The following is a 26,720-nucleotide window of genomic DNA, read 5'->3' as shown; positions in this document are numbered from 1 at the left end:
CTAATTATTCGTGGCAAACCAAAAGCATACCATCACCGAATCAAACTTCAAGTTTCCCAACCAAAAAAGTGTCTATAAAGGGAAAGTTCGCGAAGTTTACAATATTAATGACCAAGAACTTGTCATGATCGCCACCGATCGCTTATCCGCATTCGACGTGGTGATGCCTAAAGGCATTCCCTACAAAGGGCAAATCCTTAATCAGATTGCGACCAGTATGATGAAAGCCACTGAAGATTTAGTGCCTAATTGGTTAACGGCGACACCCGATCCTAATGTGGCTGTCGGACACCTATGTGAACCGTTTAAGGTAGAAATGGTAATACGTGGTTATATGTCTGGTCATGCAGCAAGAGAATATAAGGCAGGAAAACGTTTGTTATGCGGAGTTGCTATGCCAGAGGGTATGAAGGAAAATGATCAATTCCCTGAACCTATTATTACGCCTGCCACAAAAGCTGAAATGGGTGATCATGACGAGGATATTTCTCGAGAGGATATTCTAAAAAGAGGCATTGTGTCTGAGGCGGATTATGTCGTCCTTGAAGATTATACTAGAAAGTTATTTCAACGTGGTTCTGAGATTGCTGCAAAACGCGGACTCATATTAGTTGACACCAAATATGAATTCGGAAAAACAAAAGATGGCAAAATTGTGCTTATTGACGAAATTCACACACCAGATTCGTCGCGGTATTTTTATGCCGATGGTTATCAAGAACGTCAAGATAAAGGTGAACCACAAAAACAATTGTCTAAAGAATTTGTCAGACAATGGCTCATCTCCAACAATTTTCAAGGGTTGGAAGGTCAAAAAGTTCCAGAAATGAGCGACGCGTATATAGATACAGTAAGTGAGCGCTACATCGAATTGTACGAGAATATTATGGGCGAACCATTTGAAAAAGCAGATGTATCCAATATTCAAGAACGCATCGAAACTAATGTGTTAGCCTATTTAAGGGCGCATTGACTTGATGACACTATTTGACAGGTGAGTTTTACAAGAATATACCTCCTGAGGCTTCAATACGCTGACCATTGATCCAATGGGCATCTTCTGAACATAAAAAAGCAACAATCCCACCGATATCGTCAGGTTCACCAACACGTCCCAAGGCAGTGGCATTGGAAATGATGGCACGCTTCTTTTCATTGGTTTTGTTTTCACCGCCACCAAAATCGGTAGCTACAGCACCAGGTGCTACGACATTCGCCGTTATTTTTCGATGAGCTAATTCTTTTGCTAAATACCTAGTAAACACATCCACAGCACCTTTCATGGAACCATAGGCTGAAGAATTAGGAAGCGTAAATCGCGCCAAACCTGATGAAATATTGATAATTCGACTGCCATCAGCAAGATATGGTAGCGCCTTTTGAGTTAGAAAATAGACGCCTTTAAAATGCACGTTCATTAGTTCGTCAAATTGTGCCTCAGTGGTTTCGGTAAACGGCTGATAAATACCAATACCAGCATTATTGATTAAAAAATCAATCTTGGAAGCCTGCATTTTAGACGATAAGTTTTTGGATAACGATTCAAAAAAAGCGTCAAAGGTGTTTGTCTTTCCAGTATCTAACTGCAAGGCAAATGCTTGCTGTCCCATGCTTTTGATTTCTGAAACAACAGCATCTGCAGCTGCCTCATTTGAATGGTAAGTGATCACGACATCAATTCCTTGTTTTCCTAGTTTGATAGCCATATCCTTACCGAGTCCACGACTTCCTCCTGTGATTAAAGCGATTTGTTGTTTTGACATATAATTTGATTTAATTGTTTTTACAAAGATGCTTACAATAGTTTGGTGACTGGTAGTGAAATACGTCAAAGTTGTAATGCATTCCGAAAAACGTAAAGTTAGTTTTTTCTGTTGAACCTTTTGATCAATTTTCGTACAACATTATATACAAAAGCGTTCGTTTTAGCGTAATGGAATGACATGAAACACACAATTACCATAAAACCGATAGCTCCAATAATAGCTTCAGCTGGCGTTAAGGATTTTGCATAAAAATGCTTCAGTCCCAAACCTGTAAAACTTCCGAAGATAATAATGAGGTGAATGAAGTAAATGTAAAAGGTTTTTTGTCCGATTTTGCTGATAATGGTACAATGTAAATGGTTGCTGTAGAATATTCAATCACACTGTAAGTTATTGATAATATGGTTGTTGGTGGTCAAGATAGAGTTTGTTTAATATATGATAAAATATTAATTTCATTATATTGCAACCGAAAGTCATATATAGGGAGCGGCTTTCTTTTAACTATTGTAAGATGAAAAGATATATTTGTACATTACTTTTAATTTCAGTTACTCAAGTGTTTTCTCAAACCTGTGGAACAGGAAACTTTACACTCACAACTCAAGCCGAGGTTGACACTTTTGTAGCTACGTATTCTGGTAGTTGTGATACCGTTAATAGTCTATATATTATAGGAGCAGATATTACAGATCTTTCTGGTGTAAACTTTTTAACCACAGTTGTAAGTTACTTGAGAATCGTAAACAATCCGTTGTTAACAAATTTGAATGGACTTCAGAACCTCACAACGATTGGAAGTTTTCTTGACATCAGGTATAATGCATCTTTAACTACACTGTCGGCATTATCAAACATAGTCAGCGTTTCAAGTTATATATTTGTCGAAAGCAACCCAAATATAGTTAACTTATCTGGTTTTGAAGGATTAACCTCCTTGGGTGGTGGGACTACTTCAAGTATTAGAATTATAGGAAATAATAGTCTTGTGTCATTAGAGGGATTGAATAATATAGAGCGTGCACCAAAATCTGTAGTGATACTTTCAAATCCTGTACTTACAGATATTTCTGCTCTAGAGACTCTCAATTTGGTTGGAAGTGAATTTACATTACAAGCTAATCCACAGCTTAATGATTGTTGTATTCTTGATGACATTAGAACTGGTCAATTATCTATTTTAGGAGCAATAACTATTAATAATAATGCTGTAAATTGTTCGTCATTATATGATATTGTTCTTAGTTGCTCCAACTCAAGATTGGATACAGATTCGGATACCATTTTAGATTCTGAAGATAATTGTGTTAATACTGCCAACACAGCACAAACAGATTCTGATGGCGACGGCGTTGGAGATGCATGTGATAATTGTCCAAATGTGGCAAATGCTACCCAAATCGATACGAACAATAATGGCATTGGAGATGTGTGTGAGAATGATGTTGGACTCAATACGGGCTCGGATAATGGAGGTGTTGGTATAGGTACAACAAATCCGCATTCAATATTAGAAATTGCCGATGGAGATATCTTTTTAAATAATCCTTATCGCGGTGTGATTTTGAAATCGCAAGACGGTAAGTGTTATCGCTATCAGGTAAATAGCTCAGGGCAACTTATCGGAAAAGAAATAACCTGTCCAGATAATTAAAGATAGGATGATAACAAGTGATCACAACTAAATTTAGTGGTCTACGCGATGCTTCTTCTTGTTTTTAATAGCTCTCACAATTGACCTAACACCATTATAAATAAAAGCGTTGGTTTTGGCATAATGGAATGATATGAAACACACAATTACCATAAAACCGATAGCTCCAATAATAGCTTCAGCAGGCGTTAAGGATTTTGCATAAAAATGCTTCAATCCCAAACCTGTAAAACTTCCGAAGATAATGATAAAGTGAATCACATAAATCGATAAGGTTTTTTGTCCGATTTTACTAATAATGGATTGTTTTAAAAAGGGTTCGGCAGCATAAAATACACCAAATAGCCATAGGACATTTCCGAAGCGTGTAAATAGATAGTTATAATAAGCAGCCGATTTGAAAAGTTCGGTATCGGTCCAATGATACAATGTCATTAGTCCCCAAGAGGAGTATTCGATGAGTAGCCACCCGACGACAAAAAATGATAGGATGGTGACAATTCGAAATCGCGAACGATGCACATGTGAAAAAAATACCGTTGCCAAAAAGCCACCAAACGCTGTAAAACCAAACCAAGGCAAAATGGTGAAAATTGAGCCATTTGCTTTGGTCATATAATTCGCAAAAACTAAGGGCACCTGTTTTAAATCCAATGTCCGATATAGAGGCTCTGTAACAAAACATAAGCAACCTACTATCAATAATAATAGTGATAGCCAGCGTACATGGTTCCGAAGTAAGACATAACAGCCAATCAATAGTAAGAGAGAAAGACCTATGCATTGTAAGACATCTATAACAAGCACATAACTATTAAATTCGCCTCGAAACCAACCAAATACATCAACACGCAAGAGATAACCGATGCCAATGAGTAATAAACCTCTGTAGCATCCTTTTCGAATTCTTTTATAGTCTTCACCTTTGGTTTTGGCACGAAGTAGTAAATACAGAAATACTAATCCTGAAATTGTAAAAAACGTGGGCGCTGTTATGCCTCTAAAATATGACCACACCTGGTATAGCTTATTGATTTCATCTCTATAAATAGGATTAATGAGTGTGTCTATAAAGTGCCCTTGCAACATCATGAGGATGGCGAAGGCGCGAACAGCATCAATAAAATAGAGTCGGTTGGCTTTCAAAAGGTGTTCAGTTTGGCGTAAAAATAAAAGATTAATTTTTAAGCTACACGAAGTTTAATATCTTAGACCCATCATTCTATACCATTAATGGAGCAACTAAAAGAATTTACTGCGGCATTTTCGTCATTGGCTTGGGGCTTTCCATTATTAGTGCTGCTTATTGGAGGCGGACTTTATTTACTCGTAAGATCTCGCTTTTTGCCTTTTCGTTTTTTTCGGCACGCCATACAAGTTTTAAAAGGCACCTATGATGATCCCAATGATCCAGGTGAGATTAGCCATTTTAAGGCATTAACTACGGCCTTGTCTTCAACTATTGGTATGGGAAATATCGCAGGTGTTGCTTTAGCCATATCTGTAGGAGGGCCAGGTGCTATGTTTTGGATGTGGGTAAGTGCCATTGTTGGTATGGCAACAAAGTTTTTCACATCCACTTTGGCGATCATGTATCGTGGCAAAGACAGTGCAGGCGAACTACAAGGTGGTCCGATGTATTTTATTAGAGAAGGACTTGGGAAACGATGGAAATTTATGGCTATTATGTTTTCTGTATTCGGGATGTTAGGCGCATTGCCTGTTGTTAATGTGAATCAATTAAAGCAAGCCATTAATGATATTGTATTGATTCCAAATGGAGTAGAAGTAAGTCATACATCTAATATAATTATTGCGATCGTGCTTATGGCTGTTACAGCTATTGTCATTTTAGGTGGCTTGAAACGAATTAGCAATATCGCTTCCAAAATGGTGCCGTCAATGGTGATCTTATATTTTATTTTGGTGTTGATTGTTTTAGGGATTCATTACGATCAGGTGCCTAGGTATTTGCTCTTAATAGTAACAGATGCTTTTGAAGCTCATTATATGAAAGGCGACGCTGTTTTTGGAGGGGTTTTAGGAGCCTTAATCATTCAAGGAATAAAGCGTGGTGCATTTTCAAATGAAGCGGGAATCGGAACAGCACCAATGGCACATGGCGCGGCTAAAACAGATGAACCAGTTAGAGAAGGTTTAGTGGCAATGCTAGGTCCTGTCATTGATACCTTGGTGGTTTGTACACTCACGGCTTTGGCTATATTAGTGACAGGCGTTTGGGAAACAACCAGTGATAATGGGGTGAGTTTGACAGCTTCTGCATTTCAAAAGGCCATGCCTGGATTTGGTCAGTATTTATTGATGGTATGTGTTTGCATCTTTAGTGTGTCCTCTTTATTCTCATATGCCTACTACGGAAAGAAATGCCTGTCTTTTTTGATAGGAGCAGAGCGTAAGCATTGGTACAATTACCTCTATATTTTGAGTATTTATCTAGCGGCAACTACGCAATTTGAAGTTATGATCAATTTTATAGATGGCGTATTTGCGCTCATGGCAATACCTACGATGATAGCAACGATTATCATGGCACCTCGAGTGGTTCGAGAAATTAAAGCTTATAAAAATAGATTGGCATCAACAGACACTTAGTATCCGTTGATGCCAATATAACAAGGTTGGTGCTTTTACTGTTTTTTCAGTAAAATCTTTTCTTCTGTAAATTGATGCGCTTCATCCAAAAATGCGATCATTTTGTTCCAGTTTTCTTTAGGTTCAAAATTGTGTTTGTACTGTTTAGACGTCTTCACAATAAGTTGATTGCTTTCCATGGTCGCAGAACTAATAAATGCTCCTGTTTCATTGTCGACGTTTTTCGTCAAGTTTTCCAAACCAGAAACGGTATAGCCTTCAGGAATATTGAGCTTTATAGTATAATTAAAGCTTCTAGGGTAAGGCATGTGAATATCTGCAGTTCTTTGTCGCTCTTTCTCGTTTAAATCGATTTGACCACCAATTAATTGCCCGATTTCAACAATCACATTTGGTCCAGCTTTTTTTATCAATCCATCCTTCGCACTAAAACTTTCAGTAAATGTAAAGTAATCATCAAAACTAAAACGACCGTTCTCATTAATATTGAAAGCGTAATCTTCTATATTTTCGACACCGTATTCGCCTTTTGTGGCATTTTCAAAGCTTTCCTTTTGTTTGGTTTTTAACTTATCAATTAAAGCGTTTATTTCCGTTTGATATTTTTCTTTGTGCTTTTTTCTCACCAGATCAATCCATGTCTCAGTCTCATATTTTTTATAATCCTCATAAACATAATCACTGAAAATAAGTCGGTCATACAACTGATCCGTTTTTTCATGCCCCTTATAACTGTTGACAGACTCGATTGCAACTCCAGAAAAATCATCGTTCAATGTAACCGTAACCACTTTCTTGGTCTCATTATCATTATAGGTCGAGCTTGGAAGCTTACCATTCTCTACGACATCAATGATGCGCTTGGTTTTCTCCGAGGACAATAAGAATACCTCGGTACCTTCCATTAAAGGAGAGAATTCATTGATATTGGTGTGCGGACTAAAAAACTTGGCATATAATGGAGTAGCGGTATTGACTTTAATAAGGACTTCCACATTCTTTTCAATAAGCAATTCATCCATGGTGCCGTCATAACGTTTTTTACCAACAACGATATCATAATCTATCTTTTGACGCTTTAAAAACTCTGTAAAATGACGAACAAACTGTTTCTGATTCTGAATAAAAATAACGTCATTCCCATAAACCATAAAAGAATAAGGAGCGATAGAAGCCTCTTTGGCATAAAAAGCTTCGATGTAACGTGTGAGATAATAATGTCTCATGTAGTAGTAAGCCGCTTTGACTTTCTCACTATCGTTATTGAATGTTTTATTTTTAAAATAATCTTTGACATCACCAACATCGCCATCGGGTTTAAAACGCTTATCGTAAAGATCAAGTACTTCTTCTTTGGACACCTTCGTTTTTATGATGTCTTCTTTTTCAGGAAGAAATGCCAAAGCACGATCTTCAAATTTTCCTGATCGCGCAAAATACACCTGGAATTTATAGGAAGGTAGCTCAACTAAAGGATAGAACCATCTTGTATACTCACTTTTCGGAATATTATTTTCCGTGAGTTCATAGCGTCTCATATTGCGTTTTTCGGTTGGAATTTCCTTTAAATCTGGAGCGCCATTAAACGAATTAAAATTGATGAAAAAGTCATTTTCGGTTTCAAAGAATAACTTGTATTCCATGATTGGGTAATCTTCTGCTAAAGGCTTTTCTACAGGATCAAAACCAAAAGCATAAGTACTTTTAAAAGGTTCTCTTTTGTAGTAGTAATAATCAATTATATCACCAACTTCAAGATTTGAAATGGCTAATTTTGTTTCTCCATCGACTTCAACCGCTTCTTTATCGACATCAATTTCTATTTCGGTGCCATCAGGTTTTACGATTTTTATGCCTACTAAGGTGTTACCTTTTCTAGACAACCAACTAATTTGACCTTTAGACGAATAAAAACGCTTTCGAAATGAAAATTCTGAAAACTCTTCAAGTGCGGCTTTATCTAAAAGTTTAAATCGCTTTCTTATCGAGGTGGTATAGGTGACGTTTTTTCCGAACTTATGAAAATCGTAGTTTTCATTTTTATAAATGATCACAGCAGATTCGTTGTGCCATTCTTCAGGAATTTCGGTGGCATTTTTATAAGCGTCATTGGCTCCCCAAAAAAACTCTTTTGCTTCAAGAGCTTCCTTAGATTGTGATATTGACGAGAAAGTGATTAGCAGCGCTAATAGTGATAAGAGGTTACGCATAGTGGAAATATTAGTCTTTAGTTAGGATAATTTGTTCGTTGTAGATGGTATTGAGCTGGTTAATAAATTCATTCCATGCTTCAAAATCTGTAGTTTCAATTTTGGCATTCTTAATTTGAAAGGATTTTTTGTAAACAATTTTATTTCCTGTTTTAGAAAAACCAACCTTCATATCAAAATTAGGGTTCGAAATTTCAATGGCTTCTGGTAAATGAGAAATTTTGTAACCTGCTGGAATCGTGAGATTAGTAATCGATTCTAGATCTTTCTTAGAATTGAAAACGTAGTCTGTGTGACGTTCTTCCATGACGAAATTAGAGAGTTCTTTTTCTAAATCTAAATCTATATAAACTTGATTATCAAAAGAAGACACGGCATTTTTAATGGCAACATCATAAGCAATATTGATGTTTTCGTCGCGGTCTAATAAATCGGACGTTTCAATATTAGATACTTTTATATTGCTGTCACCTTTACTTAGGTAGCGTTCTAGAAATTCATCTTTTTTATCATTTTTAATAGTATTGAAATAATAGAGGAGACCAGACCTGCTTTCACCTTTGAACAATTTATCAACTTTTCCGGTAATAACGTCATCAGAAAGGGTCAAGTTATAGATAAACTGTTCTTTATTAAATTCGGCAGACGCACTAGGCACGTGCTCTAAAATAAAGTTTTCGCCATCCTCAATAAGTACTTGTTTCCCTTGAATGCGGTCGGCATATTCACCGAAGGCATTGAATTTTTCAGTGCCATCTAAAAATATGGGCTCACCATCTTTGAAAAGTGTACAAATCATATGGTTATCTACAGATAAGTTAGGCGTTGAGTAATCGTAGGCTATATGTTTGGTGCCAATCCATGTAAGTCGCGCATCAAATCCAGCTTCCACTAACATTTGCTTAGTCAGGTTCGCCATACCTTTACAATCACCGTAGCGTTTTTCAAATACGCTGGAAGCCTCATCTGGCTTGAAGCCAGCAATACCGTCTTCAAAGGCAATATACCTGATGTTATCTTGAACCCAATAATAGATGTTTTTTATCTTTTCTTCATCAGTTGTGGCATTTTCAGTGAGTTCCTTCACTTTATCCTTAATCTTGGAATTATCATTTTCAAGACTATTGACCAATGATTTGTACCAATTGTAAAGATCTTGTGTCGATTCAAAAATATTGACACGTGTGTTGTTTTGTTTATATGATTTCGCCAAGATGAGAATATGCGGATAAACATAGGTTGGACCTGGAGCATTATGATCTTTGTACATGCCTGATACATTTTTTAAAGTATATTCGTGGATGGTGGCATTCCCATTACGGCTTTCGCTTTGCTTTTTATCAATGTCATATCCTTCAAAATTCAGCTCTTTCAATTCTATATCAAGCCATTTTGGAATTTCTATGGAAATGGTTTTTAAGGCTGCCGGATAGTCGTTATTAAAATAGAGTTTCGTGAAATATTTAATGTCTTTGTAATCCTTTTCAATCATGGTGATATAACGGTAACCAAGTTGTGCAAAATCCATATTGGTGTATTTGACACGACTGTCATGATGAAACAAATCATCACTTTTGTAAGCTTCATCCTTGATATAAAAATTGGCGTCCTTGCCATTTCTAAATTCAATATCAAATGCTTCTATAGATGACTCGCCATCGTAAAAACAATATTTTTGGATATCAGCTCTAGGGACGATATTAATCATGTTATCCGTCATGACGTGTTTTACAGTCACTTTATCTTCACGATTGTCGAAGTCAAAAGTAATGACATCCTTACTGCTGATGAGTGCGATATCATCATCAGGAAATTGTTCTTTTAGTTGTAAGGCTTTTGCACGATCTTCATCTGTAGGGTCTATCCGTTTTTGAGCAAAACTGGAGACATGGAGCATTACTAGAAGTAAAGCGCTCAGTATAAATCTAGTCATAATAGGGTGTTAAAGACGCAATATATTATTATGATTTAAAACTGAAAATAATTCGACTGGATTTTTGAAATTTTATCGCGCTACGACCTAAATATCCGACAGCTTACTGCTAAGTTTGATTTAATGATATGAAAAAGCAGATTGTTTAGTAATTGAAGCTTTGAATTCCTGAGGCGTCATGAGTTCCATCTTTTTGAACTACCTTTTGAAATAGCTCGTATTATTGAATCTAGAATTAAAAGCAGTGTCAGACATTCTGAAGTCTTTTCTATTCCTTTTTCTATGTTACTTTTTTTGATTTATTTTTTTATTTTTTGCTAAATTGATATATTTATGCTAAATAAATATATATGACGATAGATTTATGTCCTAATTGTGGTTCAGATCGATACATCAAGAGTGGTATAGTCAACGACAGACAACGCTATAAATGTAAAAAATGCCAGTATTATTTTTCTGTCAATAAGATGGGAAAAAAAATTGACGATTATTATGTTAACAAGTCATTGCAGCTGTATCTCGAAGGTTTGACCTATCGTGAAATTGAGCGAATATTGGGGATTTCGCATGTCAGTATTATGAATTGGGTGAAGAAGTACAATATCAAACGTCCTTATAATTCGAATTACCATCCTACCTATAAAATTTTAAGTACTTCCGAACTCGGAAATTTCTTTCAAAAACCAGAGAATATCAAAGGAGCGGGTGTTGTCGTCACCGAGCTAGGGGATAAATTCATGCTTATAAAATGGGAGCGTTTTAAAGATTAGTATATTAAATTAACGAAAAAATATAGTATTTTTTTGTTAAGGCGTGGTTTTTAAGAGCTTAGTAGTGCACACAAAATCAATTTTATTACTAACTAATCTTTTAAACTATGAGAAAACGCATCTTTTTGTTGATCGGACTCCTAATCAGTACCGTTCAATTTATGAATGCTCAAGGATCTCCGGATTATACTGGAGGTTTGAAATTCAAGCTCAATGAAGACGGTACAAAATACCTCCGATTGATATCTTGGGCACAAGTTCAAGCCAATTATGACATGGAGGAGTCCTTTGATGCCAATGGCAATGAAAACGGTAAGTTGAATTTCAACTTACGTCGCGCACGTGTTTTGATGTTTGCACAAATTAACAAAGACTTCCTCATTTTAACACATTTCGGTTTGAACAGCTTAACGAGTACCACCCTGAGTCCAACTGGAAAAGGAGATGGCTCTCAATTGTTCTTTCATGACGTGTGGGCCCAATACAACCTGGGAGAGGATCACACGATTGGTGGTGGACTTCATTATTTCAATGGTATTTCAAGGCTCAACAACCAAAGTACCTTAAATATGATGACCCTCGATAACCATCGTCAATCTTGGGCGACTATCGGACTTTCCGATCAATTTGCACGACACTTAGGGGTTTTTGCCAAAGGAAAATTTGGAAAACTTCAGTATCGTGTAGCAATCAATGATGCCGCTGTGGCAACCTTAGACAATCGTGCAGCAGTAGCCGATGGCGCTGCAGTTTATAATGGTCGTTCAATGCTTGGTTCAAAGGATGCCGGTAAAACATTTGCCGGATATTTTGACTATCACTTTTTAGATCAAGAATCAAATTTCCTGCCCTATAAGGTAGGCTCTTACCTAGGAGGTAAAAAAGTATTCAATGTGGGTGCAGGATTTTTTATGCATCCCAATGGCGCAGTAATTGACGAAGGCACAGATGTCGCTCCCGATATCAAAGGAGAGAATGTCTCAATTTTCGCGGTGGATGCATTTTATGATGCGCCTATCGGTGAAGATGGTAGTGCTTTAACGGCTTATGCCGTTTTCCAGTCCAACGATTATGGCAAAGATTATTTGTTTAGTGCATATGGTACAGGAAGTATGGTCTATACCCATGTAGGCTATGTCTTTGCAGGTGATGCTGCCAAAACTAGATACCAGCCTTATGTCAGCTACGGAACACATAGTTATGATGCTGTCGATGACAATAGAAACACACTTGGTATTGGTGTCAATGCCTACATGAGTGGTCATAATTCAAAATTAACATTAGAATATAAAAATCAAAAATTTGGAGAGTTAGATGCTAATACCTTATCGCTTCAGGCTATGATTTATCTATAATACCAATCAATTATGAGTGAAAAACAAAAACACGCTACGGCGTATTGGAAAGAAAATATAAAATACCTCAGTATTTTATTGGCCATTTGGTTCATTGTATCCTATGGTTGCGGAATTTTATTTAGAGAGGAACTGAACGAGTTTCGATTAGGAGGTTTTAAACTAGGATTCTGGTTTGCACAGCAAGGTTCCATCTATGTATTCGTAATTCTCATTTTCGTATACGTAAGACTGATGAATAAATTGGATAAAAAATACGGTTTCGACGAGTAACCCTTAACTTAAAAAATAATATTATGAGCGTACAAACGTGGACTTGGATATTGGTAGGGGTTACTTTCGCCCTATATTTTGGAATTGCAATTTGGGCCCGAGCGGGATCAACTAAAGAATTTTATGTCGCTGGTGGAGGCGTGTCACCATTGGCCAATGGAATGGCAACAGCAGCCGATTGGATGAGTGCCGCATCTTTTATAAGTATGGCGGGATTAATCTCATTTATGGGTTATGATGGCTCTGTGTTTTTGATGGGTTGGACTGGCGGTTATGTGTTACTGGCATTGCTTTTGGCACCTTATCTGCGGAAATTTGGAAAATTTACAGTACCCGATTTTATCGGAGATCGCTACTACTCAAACACAGCTAGAACAGTAGCTGTTATCTGTGCATTGATTGTGTCGTTTACTTACGTAGCCGGTCAAATGCGCGGTGTGGGAATTGTCTTTTCGCAATTTCTGCAAGTAGATATTAATGTCGGTGTGGTCATCGGTATGACCGTGGTTTTGATTTTCGCTTTCCTCGGTGGAATGAAAGGAATCACTTATACACAAGTAGCTCAATACTGTGTGTTGATTTTTGCATTTATGGTACCAGCATTTTTTATTTCAATGCAAATGACCGGAAATATCATACCACAAATTGGCATGGGTGGAAAAGTAGAAGGCGGCGCCTTTCTCTTAGATAAATTAGATACGTTGCATACCCAACTAGGTTTTAATGAATATACCAGCGGCACTAAATCTACTTGGGATGTGTTCGCTATTACCTTGGCATTAATGGTTGGAACTGCAGGATTACCGCATGTTATTGTGCGTTTCTTTACGGTTCCTAAAGTGAAGGATGCGCGTAAATCGGCCGGTTTGGCATTACTCTTTATCGCTATCCTATATACGACTGCTCCAGCTATTGCAGTATTCTCAAGAACCAACTTAATAGAAACTGTAAGTAATCAGGAATATACTGAAATTCCAGAGTGGTTTAAGAATTGGGAAAATACGGGATTGATTGCTTGGTCCGATAAGAACGGTGATGGTAAGATTCAATATGTGGCTGGTAGCGCTCTTGATGGTAAAAAACCAGTGTATACAGAAGCACGAGGTGCTCATGGAGAACGCTTGATATCAAATGCAAGTTCTGCAGAAAATGAGTTGTATGTGGATCGGGATATTATGGTATTGGCTAACCCTGAGATTGCCAAATTGCCAAATTGGGTGATTGCCTTAGTAGCGGCTGGTGGTCTGGCGGCTGCATTATCAACGGCAGCAGGATTGCTTTTAGTGATCTCGACATCGATTTCTCATGATTTGATTAAAAAGCAGCTAAAGCCAAATATCTCAGAAAAAGGCGAATTATTAGCAGCGCGTATTTCTATTTTCATAGCGATCGTTATTGCTGGTTTGTTTGGTATTTATCCTCCAGGTTTTGTAGCGGCCGTAGTGGCGCTGGCATTTGGATTGGCAGCAGCCTCGTTCTTTCCCGCTATTATTTTGGGGATTTTTGATAAACGAATGAATCGTCAAGGAGCCGTTTCAGGAATGATTGTTGGAATTGTATTAATGCTGTTCTATATGATTCGTTACAAAACAGGTCTTATAGGCGTAATGGATCCAAGACCTGCTAGTGAATGGTGGTTTGGAACATCGCCTGAAGGTTTTGGAACCGTCGCTATGATCGTCAATGTGATTGTTTCTGTGGTTGTGTCTCGATTGACGCCGGCACCACCTCAAAGCGTCCAAGATATTGTAGAAAGTATTAGAATTCCATCGGGAGCAGGAGAGGCCTCATCCCATTAAAAGTTTGTTCTTAATTTAAATGTAAAAGGACATTTTTAATTTAGTTAGTTAAGTCAGCATTACTTTAAGTAGTGCTGATTTTCCTTATATTAGTATAACTTTTTTAAAATGAAGAAACGTCACGAACAAAAATTAATTATTCTATCCATCGCGTTGTTCCTTGTCTTCAATGTGCCGTTCGTGTTGGTCTTTAATGTTAACGGACAGATTTTTGGAGTGCCAATGTTTTACTTTTTGGTGTTTTCCGTTTGGATTTTGTCGGTTGTAATTTCATACATCGTGCTAAAACGTCATTATGAGTAATTATGCGTTAGTAGTCATCATCGTTATTTATTTGGCGGTATTGTTTTACTTAGCCTTTCTCGCTGAGAAAAAGCGTCAAAGTAAATGGGTTAATAATCCCTACGTTTATACCTTGTCTCTTGCGGTTTATTGTTCGGCATGGACTTACTATGGAAGTATTGGAATTGCAGCCAATTCAGGCATTAACTTTCTGCCTATTTATTTAGGACCCGTAATCGCGGCACCATTATGGATTGTCGTGCTCAGGAAGATCATTCGAATTTCCAAACAACACAAAATATCATCGATTGCTGATTTTATTTCCTTGCGCTACGGAAATCATCGTTTTCTAGGGGCATTGGTAACAGTGATTTGTTTATTTGGAACATTGCCGTATATCTCCTTACAATTGAAGGCCGTCTCCGAAACCTTCGAAATCATGTCTGACGATACGAGCTATGTTTCCACGACAGTTATAGACGATTCTACATTTTATGTGGCCCTATTGCTGGCGGTTTTTGCCGCATTCTTCGGAACCCAAAAAACAGACGCTTCCGAAAAACACAAAGGGATCATAGCCTCTGTGGCATTTGAATCTGTATTAAAACTGTTGTTCTTTTTGGTAATCGGTATTTATATTACCTTTTATTTGTTTGATGGGACAACTGATATTTATGCTCAAATTTCTAGCGAAGAAAATTTTCAGTCACTTGTCACGCTTAACGGATTGGAAGGTGGCTTCAATTGGTTTTTTATGATCGCCTTGTCGTTTATGGCTATTTTTTTATTACCCAGACAATTTCAAGTGTCAGTACTCGAAAACAATCGAGAGAAGCATCTAAAAAAAGCGATATGGTTGTTTCCATTATATCTTTTGCTGTTCAATCTTTTTGTGATTTTCATTGCGTGGGCTGGGAAGCTCACCTTTGGAACTTCTCAGAACGCTGAATATTACACGTTGTTATTACCACTTGAACAAGGCAATTCGTTTTTGGCAACCCTCGTATTTTTAGGAGGGTTTTCAGCAGTTATTTCCATGGTGATTGTATCGACCTTGGCGTTATCAACCATGGTGAGTAATAACTTGATTATTCCCTATGGTTTTCTGGATAAATTCATAAGAAATCAACCAGAGCGGAATGCCAAATACATTAAAAATATTCGGCGTCTGTCTATTTTTACGATTATTATCGCGGCCTATTTTTTCTACGTGTCCTTTTCAAAGGAACTGTCCTTGTACGCTATCGGATTGATTTCATTTGTGATTATTTCCCAATTGGCGCCTTCGTTTTTTATTGGTCTTTACTGGAATCGTGGCTCTTCAAAGGCAACCATTATCGGTATGCTTGTAGGACTGGTAATTTCAATGTATACCTTGGTGCTGCCGTTTGTGCTCGAAGCGTTTACGGGAAGCGATGACTTTGTCCAATACGGTTTAAATGGTATTGCCTTGTTAAAACCTTATGCCTTGTTTGGTATCGATTTTTTAAGTCCGCCAGCACATGCCTTCTTCTGGAGTATGAGTGCCAATGTTTTGTGCTATCTTATATTTTCACTCACCTCCAAGGGAAATTATCGAGAACGAAATTATGCTGAAATGTTTGTAGATAGCCATAACTTCACGAAACTTCAAGATAGCGCATTGGTTTGGAAAGGCGAGGCTTATGTGGCAGATATTAAAAATGTATTGGTTCGGTTTTTGGGCGAGCAGCAAGCTAATCGCGCTCTAAAGATATTTTTTACAAAGTACAAGTTGTCACCAGACACACAATTGGCAGATGCCCGATTGATTAATTTTTCAGAGAAATTACTCACAGGAAGCATTGGCAGTGCTTCGGCGAAGATTCTGATTGCCAGTGTGGTGAAAGAAGAACAAATCAGTTTGGTAGAAGTTTTAAAAATATTGGAAGAGTCTAAAGAGAATATTGTCAGTAATAAGGCCTTGTTGGAAAAATCCCAAGAGCTTTCTCAGCTGTCTTCGCAATTGCGAGACGCTAATGAGGAACTCATTTCCAAGGACAAGCAAAAGGATGAGTTTTTAGACACCGTCGCTCATGAATTGAAGACACCTATTACGGGTATTAGAGCAGCTACAGAATTGCTTATGGATGAGGAGGATGACATGCCAATGGCAATGAAGCAGCAATTTCTTAAAAATATTTTACAGGATTCCGATAGGTTGGGGCGTTTGATTAATAATATTCTCGACTTCGAAAAATTGGAAACGGGACGTTTAAATCTCGATAAATCAACCCATGATATCGCCAAGAGCATTAACAAGGCTATTTCTAGTCTCAGTCATGTCGCGGCTAAAAAAGAAGTGACGATTATCAACAAGAATCCGCACAGTTTCAAGTTACCCTATGACGAAGATAGAATTCAACAAGTACTCACAAATTTGTTGTCGAATGCCCTTAAATTTTGCGACACTAAAACGGGGAAAATTATTGTCGATTACCGATTGGGAAATGAATTCATTGAAGTTTCGGTAAGTGATAATGGTAAAGGCATTCCTGCAGAGGATCACGAGTACATTTTTGATAAATTTTACCAATCTCAAGACCAAAATACCATTAAGCCGCAAGGAAGTGGGTTGGGATTGGCCATTACGAAGCAAATTATAGAAAAGCACAATGGAAAAATTTGGGCAAAAAAAGGTGTGAAAAAGGGCGCAACGCTTGTTTTTAAGCTCCCTTTTAAGTAAATTGTAGGCTGTAATATATGAAGAGAAAAATTTTAATTGTCGACGATGAGCCAAATATTGTGATGTCGTTGGAATACACTTTCAAAAAACAAGGATTTGAAGTGTTTATAGCAAGGGATGGTAGCGAAGCCTTGGAGATTCTAAAACATGAAATTCCTGATGTTGTATTGCTGGATATCATGATGCCGAATGTGGATGGTTATCAAACTTTGGAACATATAAAAAATAATGACAGTTTGAAAAACACAAAGGTGGTATTTCTTACTGCAAAAAATAAAGCTTCGGATGTTGAAAAGGGTTTAAAACTAGGAGCTGATAAATATTTGACAAAACCTTTTTCAGTAAAAAAAATAGTTTCAGAAATTCTGGAACTCTTGACTTAAAGAATGTCTTTCGAGTCTTTTGAATATTGATTTTGTGTGCAAACAAACAATGTTTAATTTAAATGAAGAGACATGAAACTTCGCATGAACGCTTTAACGTCTGATATTATCATTAGTATCTACGTTGTTGTCACACTATTCCTCAGATTTAAGTTTGAAAATCAAACACCTATAAGTCCTGTGCTATCAATAGTAATGGGTCTGTGTTTTGTCCTTATAATTTGGGCGCTAATCAAGCTCAAGGTACTCAACCCCAATTGGTTCGGTTTATTTAATTCTAAAAAACCGAAGTCATGAACTATCATTCCTTTTATAAACAAAGTATTCAGCAACCTGAAGCCTTTTGGTTGGATCAAGCTAAAGCTATTGACTGGTATCAAATGCCTAAAACCATATGTTCCAAAGATCCAAATGACTATGACCAATGGTTTGAGGATGGACAACTTAATTTGAGTTATCTGTGTGTCGATAAGCACATTCAAGACGGCTATGGTCATCAAAATGCCATTATTTATGACTCTCCAGTTACTAATACAAAGCAACATATCACCTACAGTCAATTACATAACGAGGTTGCTAAATTGGCAGGTGGCTTACAACGTTTGGGACTTGAGAAAGGAGATACCTGTATTATCTATATGCCGATGATTCCACAAGCGCTTTATGCGATGCTCGCCTGTGTTAGGATTGGCGTTATCCATTCCGTAGTCTTTGGTGGTTTTGCACCACATGAATTGGCGATTCGTATTGATGATTGCAAGCCTAAGGCTATTATAACGGCGTCGAATGGCATAGAAATTGACCGTATCATTCCATACAAGCCTTTTGTTGATGAAGCTATTGTGAAAGCGGAAAGTAAACCTGAGCATGTCATTGTATTCGACAGGAAATTGGGTGTAGAGATTCCTTCGATGCCTTACGATATGGATTATACCGAACTCGTAGCATCAGCAACAGCTGCGGAAGCGCTTCCTGTGGCGTCGACACATCCATCGTATATATTATATACATCGGGCACAACTGGTACTCCCAAAGGAATTATTAGGGATACAGGAGGTTATGCCACGGCCTTGAAATTTAGTATGAAATATGTGTATGGTGTTGATGAAGGGGACGTTTTTTGGGCGGCCAGTGATGTCGGTTGGGTTGTGGGACATAGTTATATTGCCTATGGACCATTATTGAATCGAAATACCACTATTTTGTTTGAAGGGAAACCCATCAGAACACCTGATGCCTCCACCTTTTGGCGTGTGATTAGCGAGCATCGTGTCAAAGTTATGTTCACGGCTCCAACGGCTATCAGAGCCATAAAAAAAGAAGACCCTGATGGCATGCTGTTGAAACAGTTCGACCTCAGTTGTTTGTCCTATCAGTTTCTCGCGGGAGAACGCTGTGATGTCGCAACCTTAAAATGGACAGAGCAACAGCTGAAAGTTCCGGTAATTGATCATTGGTGGCAAACCGAAAGTGGTTGGCCTATGTTGGCAAATATGGTTGGCGTGGAGTTGCAGGAAGTAAAACCTGGTTCTGCTGGTTTTCCGGTTTGTGGTTACGATATCCAAATATTAAACGAAGAAGGGCATCCTGTGGCTAATGGTGTTGAAGGCTACGTGGCTGTAAAATTGCCAATGCCACCAGGCACGCTTAAAAATTTATGGGGAAACCCTAATCGTTTTAAGTCTGGGTACTTAGAGCGATTTCCGGGTTACTATTTTTCTGGGGATGGCGGTTATAAGGATGAAGATGGCTATGTGTTTATTACAGGTCGTGTCGATGATATCATCAATGTGGCCGGACATCGTTTGTCTACTGCGGAAATGGAGGAAGTCGTGGCTTCAAATGCGGCTGTCGCCGAATGCGCCGTATTTGGTGTGCATTGCGACTTGAAAGGTCAGAAACCACTCGGACTCGTAGTCCTGAAATCTGGAGCGCTTTTGGATGAAAGTGCCATTCAGAAAGACATTATCAAACAAGTGCGCAAAGAAATAGGTGCAGTAGCATCTTTCAAGGATGTTTTGGTGGTTAATCGATTGCCAAAAACGCGAAGTGGAAAAATTCTTCGTAAATTATTGCGTCATATCGCCGATGAACAGCAGTATAGTATCCCGTCAACGATTGATGATACTGCAATTATCGATGAAATTAAAGCCGTATATCAAACCCATCATATTGGAATTCATAATTAAAATAACTTAAATCATGAGTAATTACCATATCAAACATTTAGAAGAATACTATCAAGTCTATCGAAAATCGGTCAGGAATCCCGAAACTTTTTGGGAGGAAATTGCTGAAGAACATTTCCTATGGAGAAAAAAATGGGATAATGTCCTCAGTTGGGATTTTACCAAACCCGAAGTCAAATGGTTTGAAGGCGCAAAACTGAATATAACTGAAAACTGTATCGACCGTCATTTATATACACGTGGCGACAAAACGGCTATTATTTTTGAGCCTAATAATCCAGATGAGGAAGCGCAATATATCAGCTATAAGATTTTACATGAACGCGTTTGCAGATTTGCCAATGTATTAAAAAATCAAGGAATTAAAAAAGGAGATCGCGTGTGCATCTATTTGCCGATGATTCCCGAATTAGCAGTTTCTGTCTTGGCGTGCGCCCGAATTGGAGCAATTCATTCGGTCGTGTTTGCAGGTTTTTCGTCAACCGCTTTGGCTACTCGAATTAACGATTCCGATTGCAAGATGGTCATTACTAGCGATGGGTCTTATCGCGGAGCTAAAACTATCGATTTGAAAGGAATTGTTGACGAAGCTTTGTTGGAGTGTGACGGTGTCAATGCTGTTTTGGTGGCTAAACGTATCAATTCTGATGTACAGATGAAAGAAGGTCGTGACCATTGGTTACAACCGCTTTTAGACAAGGCTGATACACACTTCACACCAGAAATTATGGATGCAGAGGACCCATTATTTATATTATATACGTCGGGTTCAACTGGGAAACCCAAGGGGATGGTGCATACCACAGCAGGTTATATGGTGTATACGGCCTATACGTTCAAAAATGTGTTTCAATATCGTGAAGCCGATGTGTATTGGTGTACGGCGGATATTGGCTGGATTACTGGACATAGCTATATTGTCTATGGTCCGCTATGTAATGGAGCTACTACAGTTATGTTTGAAGGCGTGCCGAGCTATCCTGATTTTGGTCGTTTCTGGCAAATTGTGGAGAAACACAAAGTCAATCAGTTTTATACTGCGCCAACAGCCATTAGAGCCTTAGCCAAAGAAGGGGTAGAGCATCTTGAAAAACATGATCTGTCCACCTTAAAGGTTTTGGGGACGGTTGGGGAACCAATTAATGAAGAAGCTTGGCATTGGTATGATGATAATGTAGGTAAGAAAAAAGCACCTATTGTTGATACTTGGTGGCAAACTGAAACGGGAGGCATCATGATCACACCTATCGCTTTTGCGACGCCTACAAAACCAACCTATGCGACTTTACCATTTATTGGTATCCAGCCTGCACTTATGGATGAAAATGGACAAGAAATAAAAGGGAATCAGGTAGACGGACGTCTATGTGTGAAATTTCCGTGGCCGAGTATGGCGCGAACGATATGGGGAAATCATCAGCGCTATAAAGACACCTATTTTTCGGCATATGAGAACAAGTATTTTACAGGAGATGGCGCCTTGCGCGATGAAGTTGGTTACTACCGAATTACCGGTCGTGTAGACGATGTCATTATTGTTTCGGGACATAATCTTGGAACGGCACCTATTGAAGACGCTATTAATGAACATCCTGCCGTGGCCGAAAGTGCTATTGTCGGATTTCCGCATGATGTCAAAGGAAATGCGCTTTATGGTTATGTCACATTGAAGGAGACAGGAGAAAGTAGAAATCACGATAACCTTCGCAAGGAAATTAATCAGTTGATTACTGAGCAGATTGGTCCCATCGCCAAATTGGATAAGATTCAGTTTACTCAGGGGCTTCCAAAAACGAGAAGTGGTAAGATTATGAGACGAATTTTGCGTAAGATAGCCGGAAAGGACACCAGTAATCTTGGTGATACCAGTACGCTTTTGAATCCGGAAGTGGTGCAGGATATCATGGACAATGCGCTGTGAAGCCAGCAATTTTAAAGAAATGGCACCAGAAATGTTCTTGGTGCTTTTTTTTTTAAAATAAACGTCATATCCAGTCAAAGAAGTCCTTTAAGCGCAGTGATCCTTTCTTTTCTTTAAGCTTGGCGGCGAGTTTTAAAAACAAAAGCGCTGTCAAAAAAGCATCACCAGAGGCTGTATGTCTATCGTGCTTGGTTATATAGAATGTCTCACATAAATCATCAAGACTGTAATGTTTGTGGTCTTTTAAGTACTTGGTCTTTTTGTAGAGTGCACCTGTATCGATTATTTTGTTTTTGAGCTTGGGCAGGTGCATATGCTTGAGGGCCTCATTGATCATCGCTACATCAAATGCGATATGGTGGGCGACAAGTACGGCATTTTTAATATGATCCAAAAAGTGTTTGATTGCGTGTGATTCCTCAATTTTTGTAATGTTGCCAGATTTAAGAATGCCATGTATTTCTACAGTATTCGGATTGAAGTGGTCTTGCTTGATATAGCACTCCAATTGATCGGCAATATCAATTTGGAAATTGGTAATCCCAACAGTGCCAATTGACAGAAGGCGATCTGTTTGCGTGTTTAAGCCTGTGGTTTCTGTGTCAAACACAACAAATCTCGTCGATTCCAAGGATGTTGGTTTGCTTTTGAACGTTTCCAAATAGGATTCGTAAAAATCGGGATAGTTATGATTTTTGAACCAGTGCATCACAATAGTTGGGAGAGTTTAAAACGAACTTTGATTAATTCTTGAATGTCCTTCACGGGTTTAAAGCAGCCTTTTAATTTCAGTCGGTCAGATTTACTCAATCGTTGTACATCAATAAACCGACCTGAGTCTTTATGCTTAAGGCCTTGTTGTGTTCTAAAGCGTAAGAGAATTCTAAAGGCATCTATACAGGATTCGTAGAGGTCTTCGTTTTGGGGTTCCAGCGCGGCCATTTTTTTATAGCGTGCGATTGTACTGTTTATGTCTTTGATGTTTTCGGAAAGCACCAATAATCGCGCAGCATCCACTAAAGGCATGATGGCTCTGGCTTTGATATCAAATTGGTCTTTGTGTTCACCTGAATCTTCCACTAAAAAATTACGGAAGAAACTCAATGGAGGCGGATTCTTAAGTGCGTTTTGCCCCATGAAATTTAGAAATATTTCATAGCTATCAATCGCATCGAAGATGCTTTCAGACATATCTTCAACCAAGTCGTGGTTGCCATAAACCATGTCGTAATCAAAAAATATGTTGCAGAGCATTATTTTATCCTCATCGGGATGGGTTATCCAATTTCTGAATTGTGCTTTCCACTGCGAGACCGATAAACACCATTTGGGGTTGCTTCCCATCATGTTGGCCGGACAAAGCTCAAATCCGACGACATGGAGTTTCTTGTTAATGTTTTCAGCTAATTTTATAAAATACGCTTTTGCTATAGCGTCATCAGCAGCATCTTCGTAAACCAAGGCATTATCTTGATCGGTGAGCAGCAATTGTTCTTTTCGACCCTGACTTCCAATGGCTAGCCAAGCAAAAGTAGTTGGAGGTTGTTGATTGGCTTCTAAAATACTCAAATCGATGATGCGTTTGGTGATGGCCTCATTGATGGCTGAAATAATGTTTGCGATAAATGAAATGGGGATGTGTTGTGTGATATAATTTTGAAGTAATAACTGGGCCTTTTCTCGAATGTGCTTCAAGTATTCTGCCGAGGTCGCACGTTTGATTTCCTTGATTAAAACGGAAGGGTTATTTCCGTGAACTACAATAATATCATGTTCAGAAAGGATACCAACCAATTCCGATTGTACCGTACCGTCTTTGGTAATGCATAAATGGGAAATACCATAACGCAGCATGGCAATTTGTGCTTCGGCCACTGTTATATTTTCAGGAAACGTGATGACCGGTTGAGACATAATGGTTGCCACAGGTTCGTGGATGTGGTGCAATCCAGTCGCGATTTTATGTCTCAAATCCTTGTCAGTGATAATGCCTATGGGTCGTTTGTTTTCAGTAATGACAATAGAGCCCACTTGATGTTTCGACATCACTTTGGCGGCATCTTCAATAAGCGTATGGTTGTTGCAAGTTATGGGATTTTTGGAGAAGTTGGCTGATTGGACTTCCGTAAAGCTATCCTGTACGGAATGTAATATGGTTTCATTGGCGAACAAGGTGCCTTTATCATCTTTGGAATAAGGATTCCGCGTATTTGTTGCAAAACTGGCTATTAAAAATTGATTGGCTTCCGTATTATGAATGATGATGTCTTCCAAAACGTCGGAGGCAATGCTGTAAATGATACTTTCTTCAATGGCTCTGGCCTCTAGTAGATAAGTGTCTTTTCTAATAATTGCTCTCAATCCGAAAATATCACCTTCATCACATTGGTCGACCAGCGTAAGGTCTCTATAAACACCAATGGCACCATCTTTCACAACATAGAAAGCCTCATGAACAGGTTCATTTTCCTTAAAAACAACTTTGTCTTTTTCTAAATATATCACCTTGACTTGCGAGGCAATTTTAAATAGTTGCTCTTGTGTCAAGACCTCAAAAGGCGGAAAGTCTTTAAGAAAATCGAATATACGTTCGGCGATGGTATTCTTCATCTTACTAATGTATTGAAAATTTACACGAATCGATCTGAGATTTATCATCTAATTGCTAAAATGATATAGCTTTATGTCTCAGTGTGGCTAGTTTGAAAATGAATAGATTATCTAATGACATTTCAAAAAACTTGATTGCACGTCTTAAAATTGAAAGACTTTAAGAGAGAACTTTATTCCTTCTTTAGGATGAGTTATTTATTCCATTCGGACGATACCTGTCACAATCGGCAGTGAGATCATTGGAAGCACGATTGGAGCAATCTGACGTTGTAAAACTCCTAATCAATTAATTCCTGAAGAGTAAATGCTATTTACGCTCTAGGTTGTGACTTTCAAAATGTGGCGCCTTTGTTTTAAATATAGAAATATAATTAAGGACAAGATGCCGAAAATAGAGAACCCAATAAACAAGGGAAGTACCGAGGTTTTTACAAAACTTCCAATGTAATTCGCTATCGGTACAGCTAGGACAGTGGAAACGAAGCCGTTTATAGCAGCACCGATTCCAGCAATATGACCTAAGGGCTCCATGGCTAAGGAACGCAAATTTCCAAAAAGAAATCCAACGGCAAAGAATTGCATTAAGAAAAAGGTTACTAAGACATGAACACTTGGGTTCTGACCTGTATGAAACAATAGGACATACAGCAATGATATAGCTGCATATGCAATCGTTGCATAATAAGCAATATTAAAAGAGCCAAATTTAATAACGAGTCGGCTGTTAGTAAATGTGGCAAAACCCACGGAGAATGCTGTACTAGCAAAGATATATGGGAACATTTCACCCAATTGATACTGATCTTGAAAAATTTGTTGTGAGGTGCTCAAATACACCATAAATGATCCGGTAATAAAACCAGATACCAAGGTATAAGCCACAGCTTCCTTATATTTTAAAAATTCTTTGGTACCCGTAATGAAAATGGCAGGTCTAAATTTTACACGATGTTTTTCGTTTAGGGTTTCTGGTTGCCTTTTCCAGAACCAAAGCACAATGATTAAACCAATAATTAAGTTGGCATTAAATATAGCTTTCCAATCAAAAAAATCTAATAATAATTGTCCGAACGTTGGTGCTACAATGGGCACCAAAATAAAGAACATCACGATGATAGATAAAATTTTTGCCATAAAGTCACCACTATACGTATCGCGCGTCATTGAGATTGCGATTGTTCTCGGAGAAGACAATCCAATTCCTTGAAGCACGCGACCTACAATCATTATCTCAAAACTATTAGTATTAACGCAGATGATACTAGCAATCACAAAAAGCCCAAAACCAAAGTACACCATTGGTTTTCTTCCAAAGCTATCAGATAAAGGACCAAAAACTAATTGACCAAACCCTAAGCCTAAAAATATCATGGTAATCAATAATTGGTTATCATGATTGGTCGTAACTCCTAAAGATTCACCTATTTCTGGAAGGGCAGGTAGTAAGGCATCAATGGATAGGGCAACAATAGACATCAAAGATGCCATAAGCGCTATAAATTCAATCTTAAAGGAAGGCTTGTTTTGCATGCTGCAAAAATAGTTCAATTAGGACGACTATGGAATTGCTGCTATACAATTATCACATGTCTCTATAAATAAAATAGATCACTCAAAATTTTGAGGGAATCGTTTACAGTTAAATGAAAAAAAAGCTCCTAATTAAGGAGCTTTTTTTAAGATTACTTTTTTCTTTTATAATAAATTTCCATGGTTTTGGTTTCTTTACCTTCAGGGGTTACCATGAACATTTCGAATTTATGTTCGTCATCCGATATTTTGGTCAACACTTCTCGAACCCACAAATCTTTTCCAGTCATTGGATCGGCCATGGAGCCTTCAAGAATTAAGGTTTTTGATTCTTTGTCAAAGTCACCAGAAAGCATCATAATACCACTTCCAAAATTATCAATCCAAGTCGATACAAATTTCTTTTTGATGTTGTCATAGCCCATAATACTTTCACCATGGAATGGCATTTCTAACATCGTTCCTTTGTGACTAGAGCGCTGGTAGAGACCATCTAAAATCATTTCATTTTCGGTGGTGGCTTTCGAGATGCTAGGCGGTTGGCTTGGGTCCATCCACATTTGGACTTTAGCACTCCATTTTCCGTTAAATGACGCTAACCATTCGTGCTGTTCACTAGGCGTCATACTTTCTTTTAACGCTTTCATTTCATCTTTGCTTTGTGCAGTTACAGAACAAATAACTAGGAGTAAAGCAAATGTTGTGAGTAATTTTTTCATTGTATA

Annotated in this window: 19 protein-coding genes; 11 read left to right on the top strand and 8 right to left on the bottom strand. The window is 38.1% G+C overall.

The window, feature by feature from the left end; all coding sequences use genetic code 11:
• The first annotated feature begins 10 nt into the window (after positions 1 to 10).
• Complete coding sequence (locus ACU8DI_RS07515; RefSeq protein WP_447112151.1) at positions 11 to 973, top strand: phosphoribosylaminoimidazolesuccinocarboxamide synthase; 963 nt, start codon at positions 11 to 13, stop codon at positions 971 to 973.
• 28 nt (positions 974 to 1,001) lie between these two features.
• On the opposite strand, the gene ACU8DI_RS07510 is transcribed toward ACU8DI_RS07515, so the two are convergent.
• Positions 1,002 to 1,763 (bottom strand): SDR family oxidoreductase, encoded by a 762-nt coding sequence (locus ACU8DI_RS07510; RefSeq protein WP_447112150.1) that lies wholly within the window; start codon positions 1,761 to 1,763, stop codon positions 1,002 to 1,004.
• 517 nt (positions 1,764 to 2,280) lie between these two features.
• On the opposite strand from ACU8DI_RS07510, the gene ACU8DI_RS07505 reads away from it, so the two are divergent.
• Positions 2,281 to 3,420, top strand: coding sequence for a thrombospondin type 3 repeat-containing protein (locus ACU8DI_RS07505; RefSeq protein WP_447112149.1), 1,140 nt, complete (start codon positions 2,281 to 2,283; stop codon positions 3,418 to 3,420).
• Between the two features lie 33 nt (positions 3,421 to 3,453).
• Here ACU8DI_RS07505 and ACU8DI_RS07500 read toward each other — a convergent pair whose 3' ends face one another.
• Positions 3,454 to 4,566 carry a heparan-alpha-glucosaminide N-acetyltransferase domain-containing protein gene (locus tag ACU8DI_RS07500; RefSeq protein WP_447112148.1) on the bottom strand — a complete coding sequence of 371 codons (1,113 nt, stop codon included), beginning with the start codon at positions 4,564 to 4,566 and terminating at the stop codon, positions 3,454 to 3,456.
• Between the two features lie 87 nt (positions 4,567 to 4,653).
• On the opposite strand from ACU8DI_RS07500, the gene ACU8DI_RS07495 reads away from it, so the two are divergent.
• Complete coding sequence (locus ACU8DI_RS07495) at positions 4,654 to 6,033, top strand: alanine/glycine:cation symporter family protein (protein ID WP_447112147.1); 1,380 nt, start codon at positions 4,654 to 4,656, stop codon at positions 6,031 to 6,033.
• A 35-nt stretch (positions 6,034 to 6,068) separates the two neighbouring features.
• Here ACU8DI_RS07495 and ACU8DI_RS07490 read toward each other — a convergent pair whose 3' ends face one another.
• Both ACU8DI_RS07490 and ACU8DI_RS07485 read right to left on the bottom strand, forming a co-directional pair.
• Complete coding sequence (locus ACU8DI_RS07490) at positions 6,069 to 8,243, bottom strand: hypothetical protein (protein WP_447112146.1); 2,175 nt, start codon at positions 8,241 to 8,243, stop codon at positions 6,069 to 6,071.
• 10 nt (positions 8,244 to 8,253) lie between these two features.
• Positions 8,254 to 10,176, bottom strand: a complete 1,923-nt coding sequence (locus ACU8DI_RS07485; protein WP_447112145.1) for a transglutaminase-like domain-containing protein — start codon at positions 10,174 to 10,176, stop codon at positions 8,254 to 8,256.
• Positions 10,177 to 10,526: 350 nt separating this feature from the next.
• Here ACU8DI_RS07485 and ACU8DI_RS07480 point away from each other — a divergent pair, with 350 nt between their 5' ends.
• From ACU8DI_RS07480 to acs, 8 genes are all read left to right on the top strand, one after another.
• Complete coding sequence (locus ACU8DI_RS07480) at positions 10,527 to 10,946, top strand: transposase (protein ID WP_447112144.1); 420 nt, start codon at positions 10,527 to 10,529, stop codon at positions 10,944 to 10,946.
• Positions 10,947 to 11,053: 107 nt separating this feature from the next.
• Positions 11,054 to 12,301, top strand: coding sequence for a hypothetical protein (locus tag ACU8DI_RS07475; protein WP_447112143.1), 1,248 nt, complete (start codon positions 11,054 to 11,056; stop codon positions 12,299 to 12,301).
• Positions 12,302 to 12,313: 12 nt separating this feature from the next.
• On the top strand, positions 12,314 to 12,574 hold the full coding sequence (locus ACU8DI_RS07470; protein ID WP_447112142.1) for a DUF4212 domain-containing protein: 261 nt from the start codon (positions 12,314 to 12,316) through the stop codon (positions 12,572 to 12,574).
• Positions 12,575 to 12,597: 23 nt separating this feature from the next.
• Entirely contained in the window at positions 12,598 to 14,373 is a 1,776-nt protein-coding gene (locus ACU8DI_RS07465; RefSeq protein ID WP_447112141.1) for a sodium:solute symporter family protein, read from the top strand.
• A 295-nt stretch (positions 14,374 to 14,668) separates the two neighbouring features.
• Positions 14,669 to 17,359: an ATP-binding protein gene (locus ACU8DI_RS07460; RefSeq protein ID WP_447112140.1), complete on the top strand. Its 2,691-nt coding sequence runs from the start codon at positions 14,669 to 14,671 to the stop codon at positions 17,357 to 17,359.
• A gap of 17 nt (positions 17,360 to 17,376) precedes the next feature.
• Positions 17,377 to 17,742 (top strand): response regulator transcription factor, encoded by a 366-nt coding sequence (locus ACU8DI_RS07455; RefSeq protein ID WP_447112139.1) that lies wholly within the window; start codon positions 17,377 to 17,379, stop codon positions 17,740 to 17,742.
• 293 nt (positions 17,743 to 18,035) lie between these two features.
• Entirely contained in the window at positions 18,036 to 19,931 is a 1,896-nt protein-coding gene (locus ACU8DI_RS07450) for an acetate--CoA ligase (RefSeq protein WP_447112138.1), read from the top strand.
• 13 nt (positions 19,932 to 19,944) lie between these two features.
• Positions 19,945 to 21,852, top strand: coding sequence for an acetate--CoA ligase (acs, locus tag ACU8DI_RS07445; protein WP_447112137.1), 1,908 nt, complete (start codon positions 19,945 to 19,947; stop codon positions 21,850 to 21,852).
• A gap of 64 nt (positions 21,853 to 21,916) precedes the next feature.
• Here the strand turns inward: acs and ACU8DI_RS07440 are convergent, their stop codons facing one another.
• From ACU8DI_RS07440 to ACU8DI_RS07425, 4 genes are all read right to left on the bottom strand, one after another.
• Positions 21,917 to 22,561: a 3'-5' exonuclease gene (locus ACU8DI_RS07440; RefSeq protein WP_447112136.1), complete on the bottom strand. Its 645-nt coding sequence runs from the start codon at positions 22,559 to 22,561 to the stop codon at positions 21,917 to 21,919.
• Positions 22,561 to 24,462: a DUF294 nucleotidyltransferase-like domain-containing protein gene (locus tag ACU8DI_RS07435; RefSeq protein WP_447112135.1), complete on the bottom strand. Its 1,902-nt coding sequence runs from the start codon at positions 24,460 to 24,462 to the stop codon at positions 22,561 to 22,563. Before ACU8DI_RS07435 ends, ACU8DI_RS07440 begins: the two co-directional genes overlap by 1 nt.
• Before the next feature lie 321 nt (positions 24,463 to 24,783).
• Positions 24,784 to 25,995 carry a multidrug effflux MFS transporter gene (locus ACU8DI_RS07430; RefSeq protein ID WP_447112134.1) on the bottom strand — a complete coding sequence of 404 codons (1,212 nt, stop codon included), beginning with the start codon at positions 25,993 to 25,995 and terminating at the stop codon, positions 24,784 to 24,786.
• 152 nt (positions 25,996 to 26,147) lie between these two features.
• Positions 26,148 to 26,714, bottom strand: a complete 567-nt coding sequence (locus ACU8DI_RS07425) for a DUF1579 domain-containing protein (RefSeq protein ID WP_447112133.1) — start codon at positions 26,712 to 26,714, stop codon at positions 26,148 to 26,150.
• Positions 26,715 to 26,720 lie beyond the last annotated feature (6 nt).

Source organism: Psychroserpens sp. BH13MA-6 (assembly GCF_052983595.1).
Note: the sequence above shows the minus strand (reverse complement) of the source record. Positions and strands in the feature narration are given on the sequence as shown.